This window comes from Variovorax sp. OK212, assembly GCF_900112425.1.
GTDB lineage: Bacteria > Pseudomonadota > Gammaproteobacteria > Burkholderiales > Burkholderiaceae_C > Variovorax.
The window spans coordinates 38164-54128 of the sequence record NZ_FOLP01000026.1; the positions used below are offsets into that span (position 1 = coordinate 38164).

General features: G+C 68.1%; 16 protein-coding genes. 4 read left to right on the top strand and 12 right to left on the bottom strand.

Annotated elements, in window-relative coordinates; genetic code table 11:
• Positions 1-10: 10 nt before the first annotated feature.
• The 9 genes from BM004_RS36085 to BM004_RS36120 all read right to left on the bottom strand — a co-directional run bounded on the left by BM004_RS36085 (position 11) and on the right by BM004_RS36120 (position 6715).
• Positions 11-1279, bottom strand: coding sequence for a pilus assembly protein TadG-related protein (locus BM004_RS36085; RefSeq protein ID WP_093220976.1), 1269 nt, complete (start codon positions 1277-1279; stop codon positions 11-13).
• A 73-nt stretch (positions 1280-1352) separates the two neighbouring features.
• Positions 1353-1532 carry a Flp family type IVb pilin gene (locus tag BM004_RS36090; RefSeq protein ID WP_093221062.1) on the bottom strand — a complete coding sequence of 60 codons (180 nt, stop codon included), beginning with the start codon at positions 1530-1532 and terminating at the stop codon, positions 1353-1355.
• 106 nt (positions 1533-1638) lie between these two features.
• On the bottom strand, positions 1639-1848 hold the full coding sequence (locus BM004_RS36095; RefSeq protein WP_093220978.1) for a Flp family type IVb pilin: 210 nt from the start codon (positions 1846-1848) through the stop codon (positions 1639-1641).
• A 140-nt stretch (positions 1849-1988) separates the two neighbouring features.
• A complete protein-coding gene (locus tag BM004_RS36100; RefSeq protein ID WP_093220981.1) occupies positions 1989-2285 on the bottom strand; it encodes a hypothetical protein in 297 nt (98 codons plus the stop codon).
• 11 nt (positions 2286-2296) lie between these two features.
• Positions 2297-3826, bottom strand: coding sequence for a type II and III secretion system protein family protein (locus BM004_RS36105; protein ID WP_093220984.1), 1530 nt, complete (start codon positions 3824-3826; stop codon positions 2297-2299).
• A gap of 26 nt (positions 3827-3852) precedes the next feature.
• Positions 3853-4695 (bottom strand): Flp pilus assembly protein CpaB, encoded by an 843-nt coding sequence (cpaB, locus tag BM004_RS36110; protein ID WP_093220986.1) that lies wholly within the window; start codon positions 4693-4695, stop codon positions 3853-3855.
• Between the two features lie 39 nt (positions 4696-4734).
• Positions 4735-5319, bottom strand: a complete 585-nt coding sequence (locus BM004_RS36115) for an A24 family peptidase (RefSeq protein WP_093220989.1) — start codon at positions 5317-5319, stop codon at positions 4735-4737.
• A 16-nt stretch (positions 5320-5335) separates the two neighbouring features.
• On the bottom strand, positions 5336-5482 hold the full coding sequence (locus BM004_RS41685) for a hypothetical protein (RefSeq protein WP_177206726.1): 147 nt from the start codon (positions 5480-5482) through the stop codon (positions 5336-5338).
• 267 nt (positions 5483-5749) lie between these two features.
• Entirely contained in the window at positions 5750-6715 is a 966-nt protein-coding gene (locus BM004_RS36120) for a LysR family transcriptional regulator (protein ID WP_093220991.1), read from the bottom strand.
• Positions 6716-6816: 101 nt separating this feature from the next.
• Here BM004_RS36120 and BM004_RS36125 point away from each other — a divergent pair, with 101 nt between their 5' ends.
• The 3 genes from BM004_RS36125 (at position 6817) to BM004_RS36135 (ending at position 10193) form a co-directional block, all read left to right on the top strand.
• Positions 6817-7614 (top strand): gamma-glutamyl-gamma-aminobutyrate hydrolase family protein, encoded by a 798-nt coding sequence (locus BM004_RS36125; RefSeq protein ID WP_093220994.1) that lies wholly within the window; start codon positions 6817-6819, stop codon positions 7612-7614.
• Between the two features lie 23 nt (positions 7615-7637).
• Positions 7638-8759 carry a M14 family metallopeptidase gene (locus BM004_RS36130; protein WP_256220217.1) on the top strand — a complete coding sequence of 374 codons (1122 nt, stop codon included), beginning with the start codon at positions 7638-7640 and terminating at the stop codon, positions 8757-8759.
• A 99-nt stretch (positions 8760-8858) separates the two neighbouring features.
• Positions 8859-10193, top strand: a complete 1335-nt coding sequence (locus BM004_RS36135; protein WP_093135280.1) for an MFS transporter — start codon at positions 8859-8861, stop codon at positions 10191-10193.
• A 22-nt stretch (positions 10194-10215) separates the two neighbouring features.
• On the opposite strand, the gene BM004_RS36140 is transcribed toward BM004_RS36135, so the two are convergent.
• Genes BM004_RS36140 through BM004_RS36150 form a run of 3 tightly spaced genes read right to left on the bottom strand, consistent with a single transcriptional unit; the run spans position 10216 to position 14949 of the window.
• Entirely contained in the window at positions 10216-11148 is a 933-nt protein-coding gene (locus BM004_RS36140; RefSeq protein ID WP_093221001.1) for a dimethyl sulfoxide reductase anchor subunit family protein, read from the bottom strand.
• Positions 11149-11152: 4 nt separating this feature from the next.
• On the bottom strand, positions 11153-11998 hold the full coding sequence (locus BM004_RS36145) for a 4Fe-4S dicluster domain-containing protein (protein ID WP_371271198.1): 846 nt from the start codon (positions 11996-11998) through the stop codon (positions 11153-11155).
• On the bottom strand, positions 11995-14949 hold the full coding sequence (locus BM004_RS36150) for a molybdopterin oxidoreductase family protein (protein WP_093221003.1): 2955 nt from the start codon (positions 14947-14949) through the stop codon (positions 11995-11997). The genes BM004_RS36145 and BM004_RS36150 overlap by 4 nt, the downstream gene beginning before the upstream one ends.
• Before the next feature lie 82 nt (positions 14950-15031).
• Here BM004_RS36150 and BM004_RS36155 point away from each other — a divergent pair, with 82 nt between their 5' ends.
• Positions 15032-15964, top strand: a complete 933-nt coding sequence (locus tag BM004_RS36155) for a LysR family transcriptional regulator (protein ID WP_093221006.1) — start codon at positions 15032-15034, stop codon at positions 15962-15964.
• Position 15965 lies beyond the last annotated feature (1 nt).

The following is a 15965-nucleotide window of genomic DNA, read 5'->3' on the forward strand; positions in this document are numbered from 1 at the left end:
GATGTGCTCCTCATCTCACCAGCACCGGAACCAGCGGCCCCGCCGATCCGCCGGCCAGCCCGCTGCTGGTGCAGGGGCTGCCGGCGGCACCCGCGTTGCCGCGGAATTCCAGCTGCGTGTCGGTCATCGGAATGCTCAGCGGCTGCAGCATCAGCATGCAGGCGTAGTCGATCACGTGGTTGCCTCCGTCGATCACCGGCACCGTCACGATGCGGCGGTCCAGGCCGTACTGCATGTGGCCGCCGGTCACGTTGCCCGGGACGGCCAGCTTCTGGAAGCTGTTGAGCGACAGCCCGGTGATCGATTCGCAGCTGTTCGCGCCCTTCACCTTGGTGCCGGTGTCGGCGCAGGATGCGAAGGCGGCGCGCTTGGTCACGAAATTCTGGGCGCTTGCGGGTGAGCCGGGGGCCGGTCCGTTGTAGGCATTGAACTGCGCGGGCCAGTTGAGCGCGGTGTACGCGTAGCCGCTGTAGTCGGGCCGCCCCGAGCTCGGATCGCCGCTGTTCTTGTAGATGCCGAAGCGCTCGTTCCAGACGTCGGCCACCGAGGTCTGCACGCCGGGGGTGCCCAGCGTGTCGCCCACCTTGGTGCCGCAATGGTTCTCGAGTTCGGATTCGGTTTCCGAGGCGCTGTTGCTGCCGTCCAGGTTGGCCCAGCCGATCTGGCCGCCGGCGGACGCGTTCTGCGCCTGGATCAGCGTCGCCCATTCGCCGACGGCGAAGCCGTAGTTCGGTGCGGTGCCGCCCGCCTTGGGCTTCATCGCGATAGGAATGGGGCATGTGGTCTGCGCGCTGGCGCGGGTGGCGACCGCGTTTGCCGTCACGCTGCGTGTCGCGGGGTTCCCGGCGGTATCGCCCGAGAAGGCCCCCATGGCCTGCATGAGCCATATCCTGATGTTGGGCTGGCTGTGCATGCACTGCGCGTAGACGGCCACCGCGGGATTGGTCGTGGCCGCATAGGCCGCGTCGCGGAAGGTGATTTCGGTGGTGACGATCTGGCCCTGCCCGCTCCAGGTGGCCGACTGCATGTTCACCCGGTTCGCATTGCCGGCCGTGCGCCCGGCGCTCTGCGCCCGCGTGATCGCCGTGCCCTGTTTGTCGAGTTCACGCGCGGCGGCCAGCGCGCAGCTGTCCACTGCCGTCTGCAGTTCGGTCCTGACGACAAACAGATGGCCGAAGTCGAGCGCGATGCCCATGAAGCCCAGCAGGAACAACAGAGACAGCGCGGCGGTGACGATCATCGCGCCACGCTGGCGGCGATGGGAGTGCGAGGCTTTCATGATCAGTCTTTCTTGAATCTGCAGCGGAAGACAGGGCGAATCCAGCGACCTGCCTTCCTCCGCAGAAAGCCGTTCAGCTGCACGTCGTCAGGGTCAGGCACTTGGTGACGCGGTCGATAAAGCTCGTGAAGCCGCCGTTGTTCGCGGTGAGTGCCTGCAGCGCGACAACCAGCGCAATAGAGACGACGGCGATGATCAGCGCGTACTCGACAACCTGGGCACCGCTTTCGTCTTTCAGGAATGACTTGAACATGGTCATGACCTCGGTTCGTTGTGGAGGAGGATTCGCATGGAAGCGGATGAAAGCGTGGAATGAAGTGGGCCGGAGGAACTGACCCTCTTCTCTCCACGAAGCCCGCTTACACGCAAGCAGCCGATCCGGTCAAGCAGACCGTGACGCGGTTGATGAAGCTCGTGAAGCTGCCACCGGTGGTGAGCGCCTTCAGCGCGACGACCAGCGCAATCGAGACGACGGCGATGATCAGCGCGTACTCGACGACCTGTGCGCCCTCTTCGTCGCGCAGGAAACCGAGGGAGGATTGGCCGATGGCCTGGAGAAAGTTCTTCATGGTTCTGTCCTTTGAAGGGTTGAACGGGGTTGGAAAATCAACTTGCAGGAAACGAAGGGTTGGAAAAATGTCGTTGCGTTCGTGGCGCTCTCCTTTCCATGTGAAGACTGGCGTGGAACAAACCCGCGTAATGCGGAGCGTTACTTGGAAGACCCGCCGCCCTGGCCACCACCGATGCCGCCGCCGATGTTGATGACGTTGACGGCCGGCGGCGGCGTCTTGTAGGACTCGTGGTACTGGTTCATCGACTCGCGCGCCGCGCGGCCGTCCATGCCCGCCACGGGGTCGCCGTTCTTGCCGGCGTCCGGGTTCAGCGTCATCTTTTTCTTGGCGTCGCGCACCGCCTCGCCGAAGTGCGCGTCGTAGTTGGGCGTGACATGCGAGCAGCCGGTGGCGAGAAGGCATGCGAGCGCGACGGTGGTCGACTTGATGAACATGGCAGTGCTCCTCACTGGGGTTCGCTGGCCGGTGCGGCCGGTGCGGCCGGTGCCGGGGTGGCGCTTTCGAGGGCGCCGTTCAGGTAGATCTCGGCGCGGCTGGGCACCACGTGGTTGTCCGTCGGCACCCGGGGCGTGTCGGCGAGCGGGCGCACCAGGCGCGGCGTGATGACGAACATCAGCTCGGTCTGGTCGTTCTGGAACTCGGTGCTGCGAAACAGCGCGCCCATCACCGGCACCTCGCCCAGCCCCGGATAGCGCTTGATGGTCTCGGTCACGTTGCTCTTGATGAGCCCGGCGATGACGAAGCTCTGCCCATCGTTCAGCTGGACCGTCGTGTCGGCGCGGCGCACCGTGAGCGAAGGCAGCACCGAGGTCACGCCCGAGACCGTGGTGAAGGGAGAGCCGGTCTGCGACAGGTCCGACACCTCGGACACCATCTTGAGGTTGATCCGGTCGCCGTTGAGCACCGTGGGAGTGAACTTGACCCCGATGCCGAACTCCTTCTCTTCCAGCGTGATGTTCTGTCCGCCGCCGGCGCTGGAGTTCTGCGCGACCGGAATGAAGATCTTGCCGCCCGACAGGAAGCTCGCCTGCTGGCCGCTGATGGCCATGATGTTGGGCTCCGCGAGGATGCGCACCAGGCCGTCGTCCTTCTGGCCGTCGATGGCGATCGTTCCGCGCCCTATCCGCATGGCCTCGAACAGCCCCGCGCCGGAGCTGAGGAAGTTGGAGACCAGCGAATAGCTGTTGAGCCCGCCGCTGCTGGCGCGCGCGAGTCCGACGCGCGCGCCGAGCCGGTCGAGCAGCGTCTTGCTGACCTCGGCGATCTTCACCTCGAGCATCACCTGCTGCGGCCGGGCGACACGCATCAGGTTCACCACCTTCTTTCCGTCGGCGCCGTAGGCCCCCGCCAGGCTCATCACGTCGTCGAGCTTGAGCGCGTCGCTGATCTCGCCGGTGAGCACGATGGAGCGCTCCGCGCTGCGCACGCGGATGCCGCGCTCCTCGGGCATCAGCTCGGCGAGCTTGGATTGCAGCGCCATCGGGTCGATGGTGACGATCACGTCCTTGATGTAGCAGGTGCCGTCGGCGCTTTGCAGCACCACGTTCATCGAGCCGGCCTGGCGCCCGCGAAAGAACAGGTCGGTCGGGCTCAGCAGCGTGACGTCGACATCGGCCACGCCGTCGCCCGCGTTGGCATTCGGGGCCATGCCCGGCGCCGGCTGCCCGCCCGCCGGGGCCGGTGCGGCAGCGCGGCCTTGCGGCTGGCCGCTGAGCACGATGCGCACGACCCGCGCCCGCAGCGGAATGACCACCGACTTGCCGAGCACGGCCTGGGTCGGCTGGTCGTCCGGAATGATCGCGGAGCAGCGGCGGCTGGCCGGTGCGCCGCCCGAGGCCTGGGGCGCCGCGGGAGCGGCACCGGGCATCGCGGCCGAGGCCGGGGCGGTTGCCACGACGTCCGCGGCCAGGGCCGGACCGGCCGCCGTCGCGAATGTCGCCAGCAACCGGGCGATGGTGGAAGAGAGATGTCGCACTTGGTGTTCCTCCTTGTTGGATCGGATCAGAAGCAGGTGAGCGAGCGGGCCGCGTTCTGGATCACCTCGACGCAGTTGCTCGGCGCCATGGCGGGAGCGGCGCGGCGCGGCTGCGGGCGCGCCGTCGGCGGCGGCGCCACCACGGCGGAGACCGGCACGATGTTCTTTTCGCCGAACAGCTGGCCCTTGGTGATGCCGCCCGTGGCCACCGTGGTCTTGTCCATCTGGTTGCGCAGCACCAGCGAGAGCGTTCCCACGCTGCGCGCCAGGTCGAGCTTTTCAGAATCCTCGAGCGACAGTTCCAGCGTCACGGCGCTCACGACCTTGGGCTTGGTGTCGTCGCGGTTGGCCTCCTGGGCCACCGCGAGCACCAGCACCTTCTCGAGCACCGTCTTGCTGATCTGCAGCGCGTCTTCGCCGCGGCCCTTGTCCTGCTGGGCGTTGACCATCACGTCCACGTAGTTGCCCGGCAGCGCGAAGCCCGCGACACCGACCACGTCGTTCACGCGCACCGTCATGGCCCGCTTGCCGCTGGCGATCACAGCCGACAGCCCGCCCTGCGTACCGACGGGCGCCAGCTTGCCTTCCATCAGCGCTTCGCCGCGCAGCACGCCGACCTTGACCACGCGGTCGGCCAGCGCCTTGGTGTCGCTGAAGGCGCCGGTCGGCACCGAGCCGCTCGGCCAGTCGACCGTGGAGAGCATCTGCGCGTTGACGCGGCTTCCCAGCTCGATGTCGACCGCGGCCACCACCACCTTGTTGGACGCGATCCCGCCTTGCCGCGAGACCCATCCCGTCGCATACACGGCGGCCGCCAGCCCCGTCAGAAGGGCCAGCAGCAGCAGCCCGATCGCCTTGATGTTCTTCATGTAAACCTCCGCCGTGGGTAAGGAATGAAAGGGACAGGGCTAGACGTAGCCCAACTGGTGTGCAAGCACTTCGACCGCCGTGCCCGCGCCGATGCACAGGCCGTAGGGCAGCTTTCCCACGGACTGATTGACGTGCAGGCTCCCGTCGGGGCGAATGCCCGCCATGGTGGAAATGGCCATGCCCTGCGCCGCCGTCTTGACGTTGTCGAGCATGTGTCCGAGGCGGCGGCGGTGAATGGCGAATGCCAGCGCCGCGACGCCGCCCGCAATGAAGGTGAAGAGCACCGCCATCAGCGTCTGCTGCGGGCCGAGAAAGGCGCCCGCCATGGCCATCAGCTTGACGTCGCCCGCGCCCATGATCCCGACCGCGTAGAAGACCAGCATCGATGCGAAGCCCACGGCGAGTCCACCGAAGGCGCTCGCCGCGCCCGCGGCCGGCGTGCGCGCCGCAAGCGTTCCGTAGACCAGCGCGAAGAGCGCGCCGCCGAAGGTCAGCCAGTTGGGAATGCGGTAGGAGCGCCAGTCGCTGACGGCGGCCACGCCGAGCAATGCGAACAGCGCGAGCGTGCGCACGTCGGTGGCCAGCATCGCCAGCAGTTCGAGGAGAGCGTCGAGTTCCCGCATGGTGGGCTCCCGGTGTTCAGGCGCTGCGCCGGATGGCGAGCAGCAGGAGCAGGCACACGACCATCACGAGCGAGCCGATCAGCGCGAACTCCATGAACGACATCCCTGCGTCTTCGCGCAGCAGGTTCATGAAGGTTCTCGGCAGAAGTTCGAGCGGTTCCATGCGTGTTCCCCGGTTGTCGTGGCCGGCCTGGATCGCCTGCCTGCCCGGTGTGGGCAGAAGCGTTCGGCCTGGGGATGACTTTAGGAACCGCGCTGCCTTCGCACATGAGCGAGGCGCCCCTTTGTGGGGGAGTCGATTGCCCTGCCCCGGCTGGCGGGAGGCATGACAAACCGCCTGGGTGGTTGCCCGTGCCCGCCGGTGGCGGCACGGAGCTTCTTCAGGCCGCGATGGCGCGCCCTCGAACCTCGGCTTCGCGAGGCACCGCGGCTAGCGAACGGCGCCCTTCTTCTTCGCCGGCACACGGCCACGCTGCCTGACGACCTCCTGCGCGACATCGGCAAAGTACGCCCGCACGATGGCGAATGCACGCTCCGCGGCGGGCACCAACGTTCGCCCGACGTGCCTGACGATGCCCAGCGTCATGTCCAGGTCCAGCTTCGGCTCCACATCGAGGGCCACCATCGTTCCTGCGCGCAAGGCCGAGATCACGGCGATGTCGGTGGACGGGGCGATGGCGTCGCTCGACGCAACCAGGGTGTGGATCGTGTTCACGTCGTCGGTGTTCAGGGCGAAGTGGTTTTCGAGCGGCATCGACAGACCGTAGAGCTCCGCAATGCGGCGGATGACCGACCGGTCGGCATACCCCGCCATCACCATCGGATGGGCGGAAAGTTCGGGCATGCCGATGCGCTTGCGCCCGGCCAGCGGGTGACCCGCGCGTGCGAACCAGCCGAAGGTGCTCACGTACGCGGGCTCCGCCACCATGTCCGGCTCGTGCGCCGCAATGCGCACATCGCCAACGAAGAAATCGAGCCGCTCCTTGCGCAGCGCATCGAACAGCACGTCCGAGCTCTGCACCATCGCGCTGAGCCTGAGGCCGGGGGCCTCTGCCACGAGCTTCAGCATCATCGGCCCCAGCAGGGAGCGGGCGATGGACGAGCCCATGCCGAAAGACAGCGTCCCCGATTCGCCGGCGCGCATGAGCGACAGAGACCGGGCGCCTTCCTTCTCGTCGAAGACCATGCGCCGAGCGCGTTCGACATAGGCGTCGGCATAGGGCGTGGGCCGCAGGCGCCGCCCCTGCCGGTCGAAGAGCGGCACGCCCAAGGCCTCTTCCAGCGCACTCAGGCTGCGCGACAGGGCCGGCAAGCTGAGGTGCACGCGTTCCGCCGCTGCACTGAGCGAGCCCAGGTCCATCACGGCAAGGAAGTGTCTGAGCTGTCGCGTGTTCATGATTTTTACTTGCACATTCTGCAAGTTATTCGCAGCTAAATTGCAATTTACTAAACTGTAGTCGATTCTTAGACTGCGATCGAACCCACCAGATCGCGTCGATGAATCCCCACATTCCCCCTCCAACCCTGCGGCCCGTCGTGGTCATCGCGTCCGATCGCATCGAGCGCCACGGCCATGCGGCGCACGCGGCGCTCGACGGCTACGTGCGCGCCGTCAGCGAGGTGTCCAGGGCACTTCCGCTCGCACTGCCGGCCGCCGGCGACGCGATCGACGCCGACAGCCTGATCCATGCGATCGACGGCATCGTGCTCACGGGCAGCCCGTCCAACGTGCATCCCTCACGCTATGGCGCAAGCGAGCCGTACCCCGAAATGCAGCTCGACCTCGCGCGTGACGCGACGATCCTGCCGCTGCTGCCCCGGCTCATCGCCGCCGGCGTACCGGTGCTTGCCGTGTGTCGCGGCTTCCAGGAACTCAACGTCCTCTACGGCGGCTGCCTGGAGCCCGCCGTGCACGAGCAGCCGGGCCGCCTCGACCATCGCGAGGGCGACCATGGCCGCCCGGTCCAGCGCTGGTACGACGACAGCCACGCGCTGCACATCGTCGAAGGCGGCCTGCTCGCGCAGCTGGCGGGTGGCACGCGCGCGGTCGTGAATTCGCTGCATCACCAGGGCATCGAGCGGCTCGGCAAGGGCCTGCGCGTGGAAGCGACGGCGCCCGACGGACTGATCGAATCGTTCTCGATCGAGTCGGCGCCGCGGTTCGCGCTGGCCGTGCAATGGCATCCCGAAATGCGCATCGACGACAACGCGTTCGCGCGCGCGCTGTTCACGGCCTTCGGCGACGCGTGCCGCATGCGCCGGCAAGAGCGCCTGCGCGCCCCCGAACCGAATTGAACAACCCCCACGGAGACATCCCCTTGGAAAACCACCAGATCGCCGCGCTCTTCAGCGCCAACTATGCCGAGGCACGCGACAAGTTCCTGCGCGCCGCGGCGCGGCGCGGCCTTGCCGTCGAATCGCACGAACTCGCGCTCGCCGGCGCGCAGGGCGAGGTGCTGGCCACCGACGTCGTGCTCGACGGCCCGGCCGATGCGTCGAAGATGCTCGTCGTCATCAGCGGCGTGCACGGCGTGGAGGGCTTTTGCGGATCGGCGATCCAGACCGGCATGCTCGATCTCGGCGCCCCGGCACAGGCCCAGGCACGGCCGCAGGGCGCGCACGACACAGCGGTCCTGTACGTTCATGCGGTCAACCCCTACGGTTTCTCCCACCTGCGCCGCGCCACGCAGGAAAACATCGACCTCAACCGCAACTTCGTCGACTTCTCGAAACCGCTGCCGGTCAACGCCGGCTATGCCGAAATCCACGAGCTGCTGCTGCCGCCCGAATGGCCGCCGCAGCCGCGCACGGAAGGCCTCCTGGACGCCTATCGCGAGCGCCATGGCGCCCGCGGCCTGCAGCGGGCCACCTCGCTCGGCCAGCACGTGCACGCCGACGGGCTCCACTACGGGGGCACCGAGCCGGCCTGGAGCAACCGGACCTTTCGGGAAATCCTGAAGCGATACGCCCCCAAGGTTCGCGAACTCGCCTCGATCGACATCCACACCGGTCTCGGCCCGTACGGCGTGGGAGAGCGCATCTTCGCCAGCTTCGACGAGGCCGTGCTCGAGCGCGCAACGCGCTGGTGGGGCGAGCTCACCTCCGTGACCACCGGCACCTCCACCAGCATCCCGCTGACCGGTCCGATCCAGACCGCATTGGCCGAGGAATGCCCCCAGGCCCTGCATGTGGGCATCTGCCTGGAGTACGGCACCTGGCCCATGGCCCGGGTCTCCGCGGCCATGCGCGCCGAGCACTGGCTGCATCGCCACGGCTGTGCCGACGCGGCAAAGGCAACCGCGATCCGGCAGGAAATGAAGGACGCCTTCTTCCCCGATGCCGAAGACTGGAAGCTCGCGGCCTGGCAACAGGGCTTGCAAGCCTGCCAGCAAGCCCTGCGCGGACTCGAGGAAGACGCCGCGGCGAAGCTCGCGGCCTGATCCGCGCGCCGCATCGCACCCCGCGCCACACCACACGCCGCACCCCACGCCACACCCCACACAACACCCCACACAACAACGAGACAAAGAGGCCGCTTCATGAGCACCACCACAGTCGACGCACGCCCGGGCGACGAGACACGCCCGGCCACCACCGCAGCTGGCGCGCACGCAGCCGGCACCGCGATCAGCCGCAAGGCGGTCGCAGCCGCCGTGGCGGGCAATGCCCTCGAGTTCTATGACTTCGTCATCTACGCCTACTTCGCGGTCTACATCGGCCGCACCTTCTTCCCGGTCGGCGGAGAGTTCGGCAGCCTCATGCTCTCCCTGGCGACCTTCGGTGTCGGCTTCTTCACGCGCCCGCTGGGCGGCGTGCTGATCGGCGCCTTTGCCGACAAGGCGGGGCGCAAGCCCGCCATGCTGCTCACGGTGGCGCTCATCACCTTCGGCACGCTGGGCATGGCGGCCACGCCGAGCTACGCGAGCATCGGCATCGCGGCGCCGGTCATCGTCGTGTTCTGTCGCCTGCTGCAGGGCCTGGCGCTCGGCGGCGAGGTCGGCCCCGCCACCGCGCTGCTCATCGAAGCGGCGCCGCCCGGACGGCGCGGCCTGTACGCCAGCTGGCAGATCGCGAGCCAAGGCATCGCGGTTGCGGTGGGCGGAGTTTTCGGCGTGACCCTTTCACTGATGCTGCCGCCGGACCAGCTCGCCTCCTGGGGCTGGCGCGTGCCCTTCCTGTTCAGCCTGGTCCTGATTCCGATCGCCTTCTACATCCGCCGCAGCCTGCCGGAGACGCACGAAGGTTCGCGCGACCGGACCGGCGCACAGATCGTCGGCTCGGTCTTCGGCAAGCACCGCCGCATCCTCGTGCTGGGCATTCTGATCTCGGCTTCCACGGCGGTTGCATCGCAGGTGGGCAACTACATGGTCACCTATGCGGTCCAGGTGCTCAAGCTGCCACCGGCGCTGGCGCAGGGCTCGGTCCTGACGGGGGGCGTCATGACCTTCCTGTTCGCCCTGCTCGGCGGCTGGCTGTGCGACCGCCACGGCCGCAAGGTCATCAACACGCTGCCGCGCATCGCGCTCGTGGTGCTGATCGTGCCGATGTTCCTGTGGCTGTCCGGTGCGCCGAGCGCCGTCACCTTGCTGGGCGTCTCAGCTGTGCTGGCCGCGCTGACCGCCGTCTTCGGTGCCGCCGGCCTCGTGACCATCCCGGAGCTGATGCCGATCGCCATCCGTAGCACGGGCCTGTCTTTGGTCTATGCGATCAGCACCTCGCTGTTCGGCGGCACCACGCAGTTCGTCGTCACCTGGCTGCTGGCCGTGACCCACAATCCGCTCGCGCCGGCCTACTACGTCATGGTGATGAGCGCGCTCAGCGTCTGGGCGATGTGGATGCTGCCCGAATCGAGAGACGTCGATGTGACCCGCTGATGTTCCGGCCGTGCCGGCTGGCTCAGGACACCACCTGGTAATACAGGTTCTGCGGATGCTTGGCCTGCGCGAAGAAGAACCAGCGCTCGGCCAGCAGCCCCGGCGCCTGCACCAGCACCGCGAGCAGCCAGGGCCACGCCGCCGCGCCGACCACGCCCCACAGCGCCAGCGCCGCGGGCAACGCGAAGGCGAACACCAGGAACCCGAGCTTCATGTTCCTGAGCGCCGCCAGCGACGCCCCATGAAAGAACTCGCGCGTGTTGAACGACCCGCCCGACATGCCCATCGACTTCTGCACCAGCTTCTGCGTGCGGATGCCGGTGGCCGATTGCAGCGTGGACTTGTGGCGCAGCCGCGCGTTGCGCCTGAGCGCAGTGCCGCGCGCAATCCACGCGGCCAGCGTGGCAGCCAGCGCCCACGGCCCGAACAGCTGCACGAAGCGGCTCTCGCCCCACAACGCCGCCAACGCACACGCCAGCACCAGCCCCGACGACAGCCCGATCAGCGTGAAGTTCACCACCGTCAGCGGATGCGCCCATTCCTCGATGAAGCGCAGGCAGGCGTAGATCATCGCGGTGCAGTACCAGAGCAGCACCGCGCCATACAGCACCAGCAACGGCAACAGCCACGACCATGGCGTGCCGATGCCCATCTGCAACGACACCGCCCACAGCGCCACCAGCGCGATGAAGGCGGGCAGCACGATGACCTCGCGCGACATCCACGAGGTGCGCCACATCAGCACCGCGCGCCATGCGCGCATCTTGCGGCCCAGGTGCAGGAACGACGCGGCCAGGCCGGCCACGAGCATCACCTCGGCCAGGCCCAGCGCGATGCCCATGAACCCCGGCGCCAGCTCCAGGCCGAAGAGCGCGGCCAGCGCCAGCGTGAACACCAGCCCCTGCGCGGCACCGGCCAGCGTGGTGAAGAAAAGGATCGAGAAAGCAGGATGCATGCGGCTACTCCCGTGCGTCCGCCGGCTGCGTGATGTGCCGCGGCAGATACTGGTTGGCCGGCTGCGTCTCCCATTCGGGCATCAGCTGGTAGCCGCCGCGTTCGCGGATCGCCCTCGACACCTCGGAGTCCGGGTCCTTCACGTCGCCGAAGATGCGCGCGCCGGTCGGGCAGGCCTTCACGCAGGCGGGCTTGCGGTCTTCCTTCGGCAGCTGTTCGTCGTAGATGCGGTCCACGCACAGGGTGCACTTGGTCATGACCTGGCGCTCCTCGTCGAGCTCGCGCGCACCGTAGGGGCAGGCCCACGCGCAGTACTTGCAGCCGATGCACTTGTCGTAGTCGACCAGCACGATGCCGTCTTCCTTGCGCTTGTAGCTTGCGCCCGTGGGGCACACGGGCACGCAGGGCGGGTCTTCGCAGTGCAGGCAGCTCTTGGGGAAGTGGATGGTCTCGGTGACCGGAAAGGCGCCGGCCTCGTAGGTCTGCACCCGGTTGAAAAAGGTGCCGGTGGGGCTGGCCGCGTAGGGCCGCTCGTCGGCGAGCGGGCCGGCGCTGCCCGAGGTGTTCCATTGCTTGCACGAGGTCACGCAGGCATGGCAGCCGACGCAGACGTTCAGGTCGATGACGAGGGCGAGTTGCTTGGCCAGCGTTTCGCCGGGCTCGGCGCGCTTCGTCGCAGGGCTCCCTCCCCTCCCGGGGGAGGGTTGGGGTGGGGGCACGACGGCCTTCATTGAAGCAAGGCTCGCAGTTCCAACGCCGCCGCCCCCACCCCAGCCCTCCCCCGGAAGGGGAGGGAGCGAAGCCGGGGACGGGGCCGCCACCGCCATCAGGTCCTTCAGCCACTGCATCATTTCTTGCCCCTCCCCGCAAAGTACGTCAACACGCTCGCCGCCTTCCCCAGCACGCCCGGCACCACCGGCATGCTCGCCATCTGCGGAAAGCTCTCCTCGGGTTCGCCGGGCTCGGCCGGCCGTATCCGCACGCGCACGTCGTACCAGCCGGCCTGTCCGGTGATGGGGTCCGAGTTGCTGATGGTTCCGCTCGCGGTGCCGGCAAACGGCAGCTCCTCGCTGATCAGGTGGTTCAGCAGGAAACCCTTGCGCGCCTCGTCCGCACCGGGCGCGAGCTGCCACGCGCCGTCGGCCTTGCCGATGGCGTTCCAGGTCCACACCGTGCCGGGTTCCACCGCCTCGCTGTAGCGCAGCATGCAGCGCACCTGCCCCCAGCGGCTCTCGACCCAGCACCAGCCGCCGTCCGCGATGCCAGCGGCCTGCGCCGTCAACGGGTTCACGTGCAGGTAGTTGTGGCTGTGGATCTGCCGCAGCCACGCGTTCTGCGAGTCCCACGAGTGGTACATGGCCATCGGCCGCTGCGTGAGCGCGTTGAGCGGATAGGCCTCCAGGTCGGTCGCGGCCTCTTCCAGCGGCGCATACCAGAACGGCAACGGATCGAAGTACGTGTCGATGCGCTCGCGCAGCGCGTCGGGCGGCTGCCGCCCCGCGCTCTTGCCCTGCGCGGCGAGCCTGAAACTCTGCAGCGTGTCGGAGTACAGCGCCAGCTGCACCGGGTCGTTGCGCTGGCGCCAGCCCTTGTCTTTCGCGAAGTCCAGGTACTCCCGGTTCCAGTTGCGCATGTAGTGCATGGTCTCGGGCATGTGGTACTGGAACACGCAGTTGTTCTGCGCGTAGGCCTCCCACTGCTTCGGGTTCGGCGCGCCGCGCAGGTGCTCGGTGCCGTCCTTGCCGCGCCAGCCCATGAGAAAACCGATGCCCGGCTGCGGCTCGAAGTTGACGACGAAGTCCGGGTACCCGCTGTACTTGCGAGCGCCCTCCGGCGTGGTGAAGGCCGGAAACTTCAGCCGCGAGGCCAGCTCGATCAGCACCTCCTGGAAGGGCCGGCACTCGCCGGTGGGCGGCACCACGGGCACGCGCACCGAATCCACCGGCCCGTCGAACTCCGAGATCGGCCGGTCGAGCATGCCCATCACGTCGTGGCGCTCCAGGTACGTGGTGTCGGGCAGCACCAGGTCGGCAAAGGCCACGGTCTCGCTCTGGAACGCGTCGCACACCACCAGGAAGGGGATCATGTGCTCGCCCTTCTCGTCCTTGCGGTTGAGCATCTCGCGCACCGCCATCGTGTTCATGCTCGAGTTCCACGCCATGTTGGCCATGAAGATCAGCAGCGTGTCGATGCGGTACGGGTCGCCCTTCACCGCGTTGGTGATCACGTTGTGCATGAGCCCGTGCGCCGACAGCGGGTGCTCCCACGAGAACGCATGGTCGATGCGGATCGGCGAGCCGTCGGGGTTGATCGCCAGCTCGTCGGGGCTGGCCGGAAAACCCAGCGGCGCCGCATTGAGCGGCGTGTTCGGCTGGATCATGCCGGGGTCGTTGAAGGCGCGGTAGTTCGGCACGATGTGGCGCGGGTACGGCGCCTTGTGCCTGAAGCCCCCCGGCGCGTCGATGGTGCCCAGCACGCTCATGAGAATGGCCAGCGCACGCACCGTCTGGAAGCCGTTGGAGTGCGCCGCCAGCCCGCGCATCGCGTGGAAGGCCACGGGGCGCGCCTGCGTGGCCGGGTGCTTCTTGCCCCACGCGTCGGTCCACGGGATGGGCAGCTCGAAGGCCTGCTTCAGCGCCGTCTCGCCCATCTCGCGCGCGAGCTTGCGGATGCGCTGCGCGTCGATGCCGGTGATGGCCTGCGCCCACTCGGGCGTGCAGCTCGCCACGCGTTCGCGCAGCAGCTGGAACGACGGCGCCACGCGCGTGCCGTCGGCCAGCGTGTAGTGGCCTTCGAGCGCCGGGTCGCAGCCGTCGGCAATGCCTTCGGGGTAGGCGTTCTTCACGCTGCCGTCGCTCAAGTCCCACACCAGCTTGTTGTGCGGGTTGCGGCCGTCGCCGGGCGGGCCGCGCTCGGGGTCCGGGTCGAAGGCGAACAGGCCCTGCCGCTCGCAGTCGTCCAGCACCACGAGTTGCGGTGCGTTGGTGAAGCGCTTCATGAACGCATGGTCGACCAGGTCGCTCGCAATGAGTTCGTGCAGCAGCGCCATGAACAGCGCGCCGTCGGTGCCGGGCTTGATCGGGATCCACTCGTCCGCAATGGCCGAGTAGCCCGTGCGCACCGGGTTGATCGAGATGAAGCGCCCGCCATCGCGCTTGAACTTGCTGATGGCGATCTTCATCGGGTTGCTGTGGTGGTCCTCGGCGGTGCCGATCATCACGAACAGCTTGGCGCGCTCCAGGTCGGGGCCGCCGAACTCCCAGAAGCTGCCGCCGATGGTGTAGATCATTCCCGCGGCCATGTTCACCGAACAGAAGCCGCCGTGCGCCGCGTAGTTGGGCGTGCCGAACTGCCGCGCGAACAGGCCGGTGAGCGCCTGCATCTGGTCGCGCCCGGTGAACAGCGCGAACTTCTTCGGGTCGGTCGCGCGGATCTTGCCGAGCCGCTCGGTCAGCATGTCGTAGGCGCGCTCCCAGCTGATGGGCTCGAACTCGCCGGCGCCGCGCTCGCTGCCGGCCTTGCGCAGCAGCGGCTGCGTGATGCGCGCGGGCGACACCTGCTTCATGATCCCCGACGAACCCTTGGCGCAGATCACGCCCTTGTTCAGCGGATGGTCGGGGTTGCCGTCGATGTAGCGCACCTCGGGGCGGGCGTCCTTGCCCTCGCCCTCGCGCAAATGCACGCGAATGCCGCAGCGGCAGGCGCACATGTAGCAGGTGGTGGTCTTGACCGTGGTATCGACCGTGGGGGTGGGCGCGCGGAGGGGGTCGTGCACCGGCTCGCGGGACAGGAAACTGAACACTGGCGGTCCTTTGTTTTCATGCGTGGCAGCGTCGATGGTAGGGAGCCTGGATCAATCGGAAAAGCGGAGAATATCGCTCACCATGACCGGAAAAACAGATCAACTCTCCAGCCAGCGCCTGCGCCTGAACCTGCGCCAGCTCGAGGTGTTCGTGGCCACCGCGCGCGGCGGCAGCACCCGCGCGGCGGCCGACCGCATCGCGCGCTCGCAGTCGGCCGCCAGCAGCGCGCTGGCCGACCTCGAGGAGTCGGTCGGCGTGCTGCTGTTCGACCGCATCGGCCGCCGGCTGGTGCTCAACGAGAACGGCCGCGCCCTGTTGCCCAAGGCACAGGCGCTGCTCGACCAGGCCAGCGAGGTGCAGACGCTCTTCAGCGGCGAGCATGCGGCGCCGCTGCGCGTGGCGGCGAGCTTCACCATCGGCGAGTACCTGCTGCCCGAGCGCGTGTCGCAATGGACCGCGCTGCACCCGCAGAGCCAGGTGCACCTGCACATTGCCAACACGCACGACGTGATCCAGGCGGTGGCGGGCTTCGACGTCGACGTGGGCTTCATCGAAGGGCCGCAGACGCACCCCGACCTGGTGGTGCGCGCCTGGCGCAGCGACGAGCTGGTGATCGTGGCCGCGCCCGGCCATGCGCTGGCGGGACGCGTGGCCACGCACAGGCAGCTGTCGCAAGCCACCTGGGTGCTGCGCGAGCACGGCTCGGGCACGCGCCAGGTCACCGATGCCTGGCTGATCCAGAACCTGGAGCAGGTGAAGGTGGGCTTCGAGCTGGGCAGCACCGAGGCCATCAAGCGCGTGGTGGCCGCGGGCACCGGGCTGGCCTGCCTGTCGCGCTACACGGTGGCGCAGGCGCTGGAAGACGGCCACCTGGTCGAACTGCGCACGCGGCTGCCCGCGGGCGTGCGCAAGCTCGCGACCGTGATGCACCGCGACAAGCTGCTGGGCGGCGCCACGGCGGACTTCCTGCGCCATTGCGGCGTGAGCGTGCCGCGCGGGGTTGCACCCCGCTAGC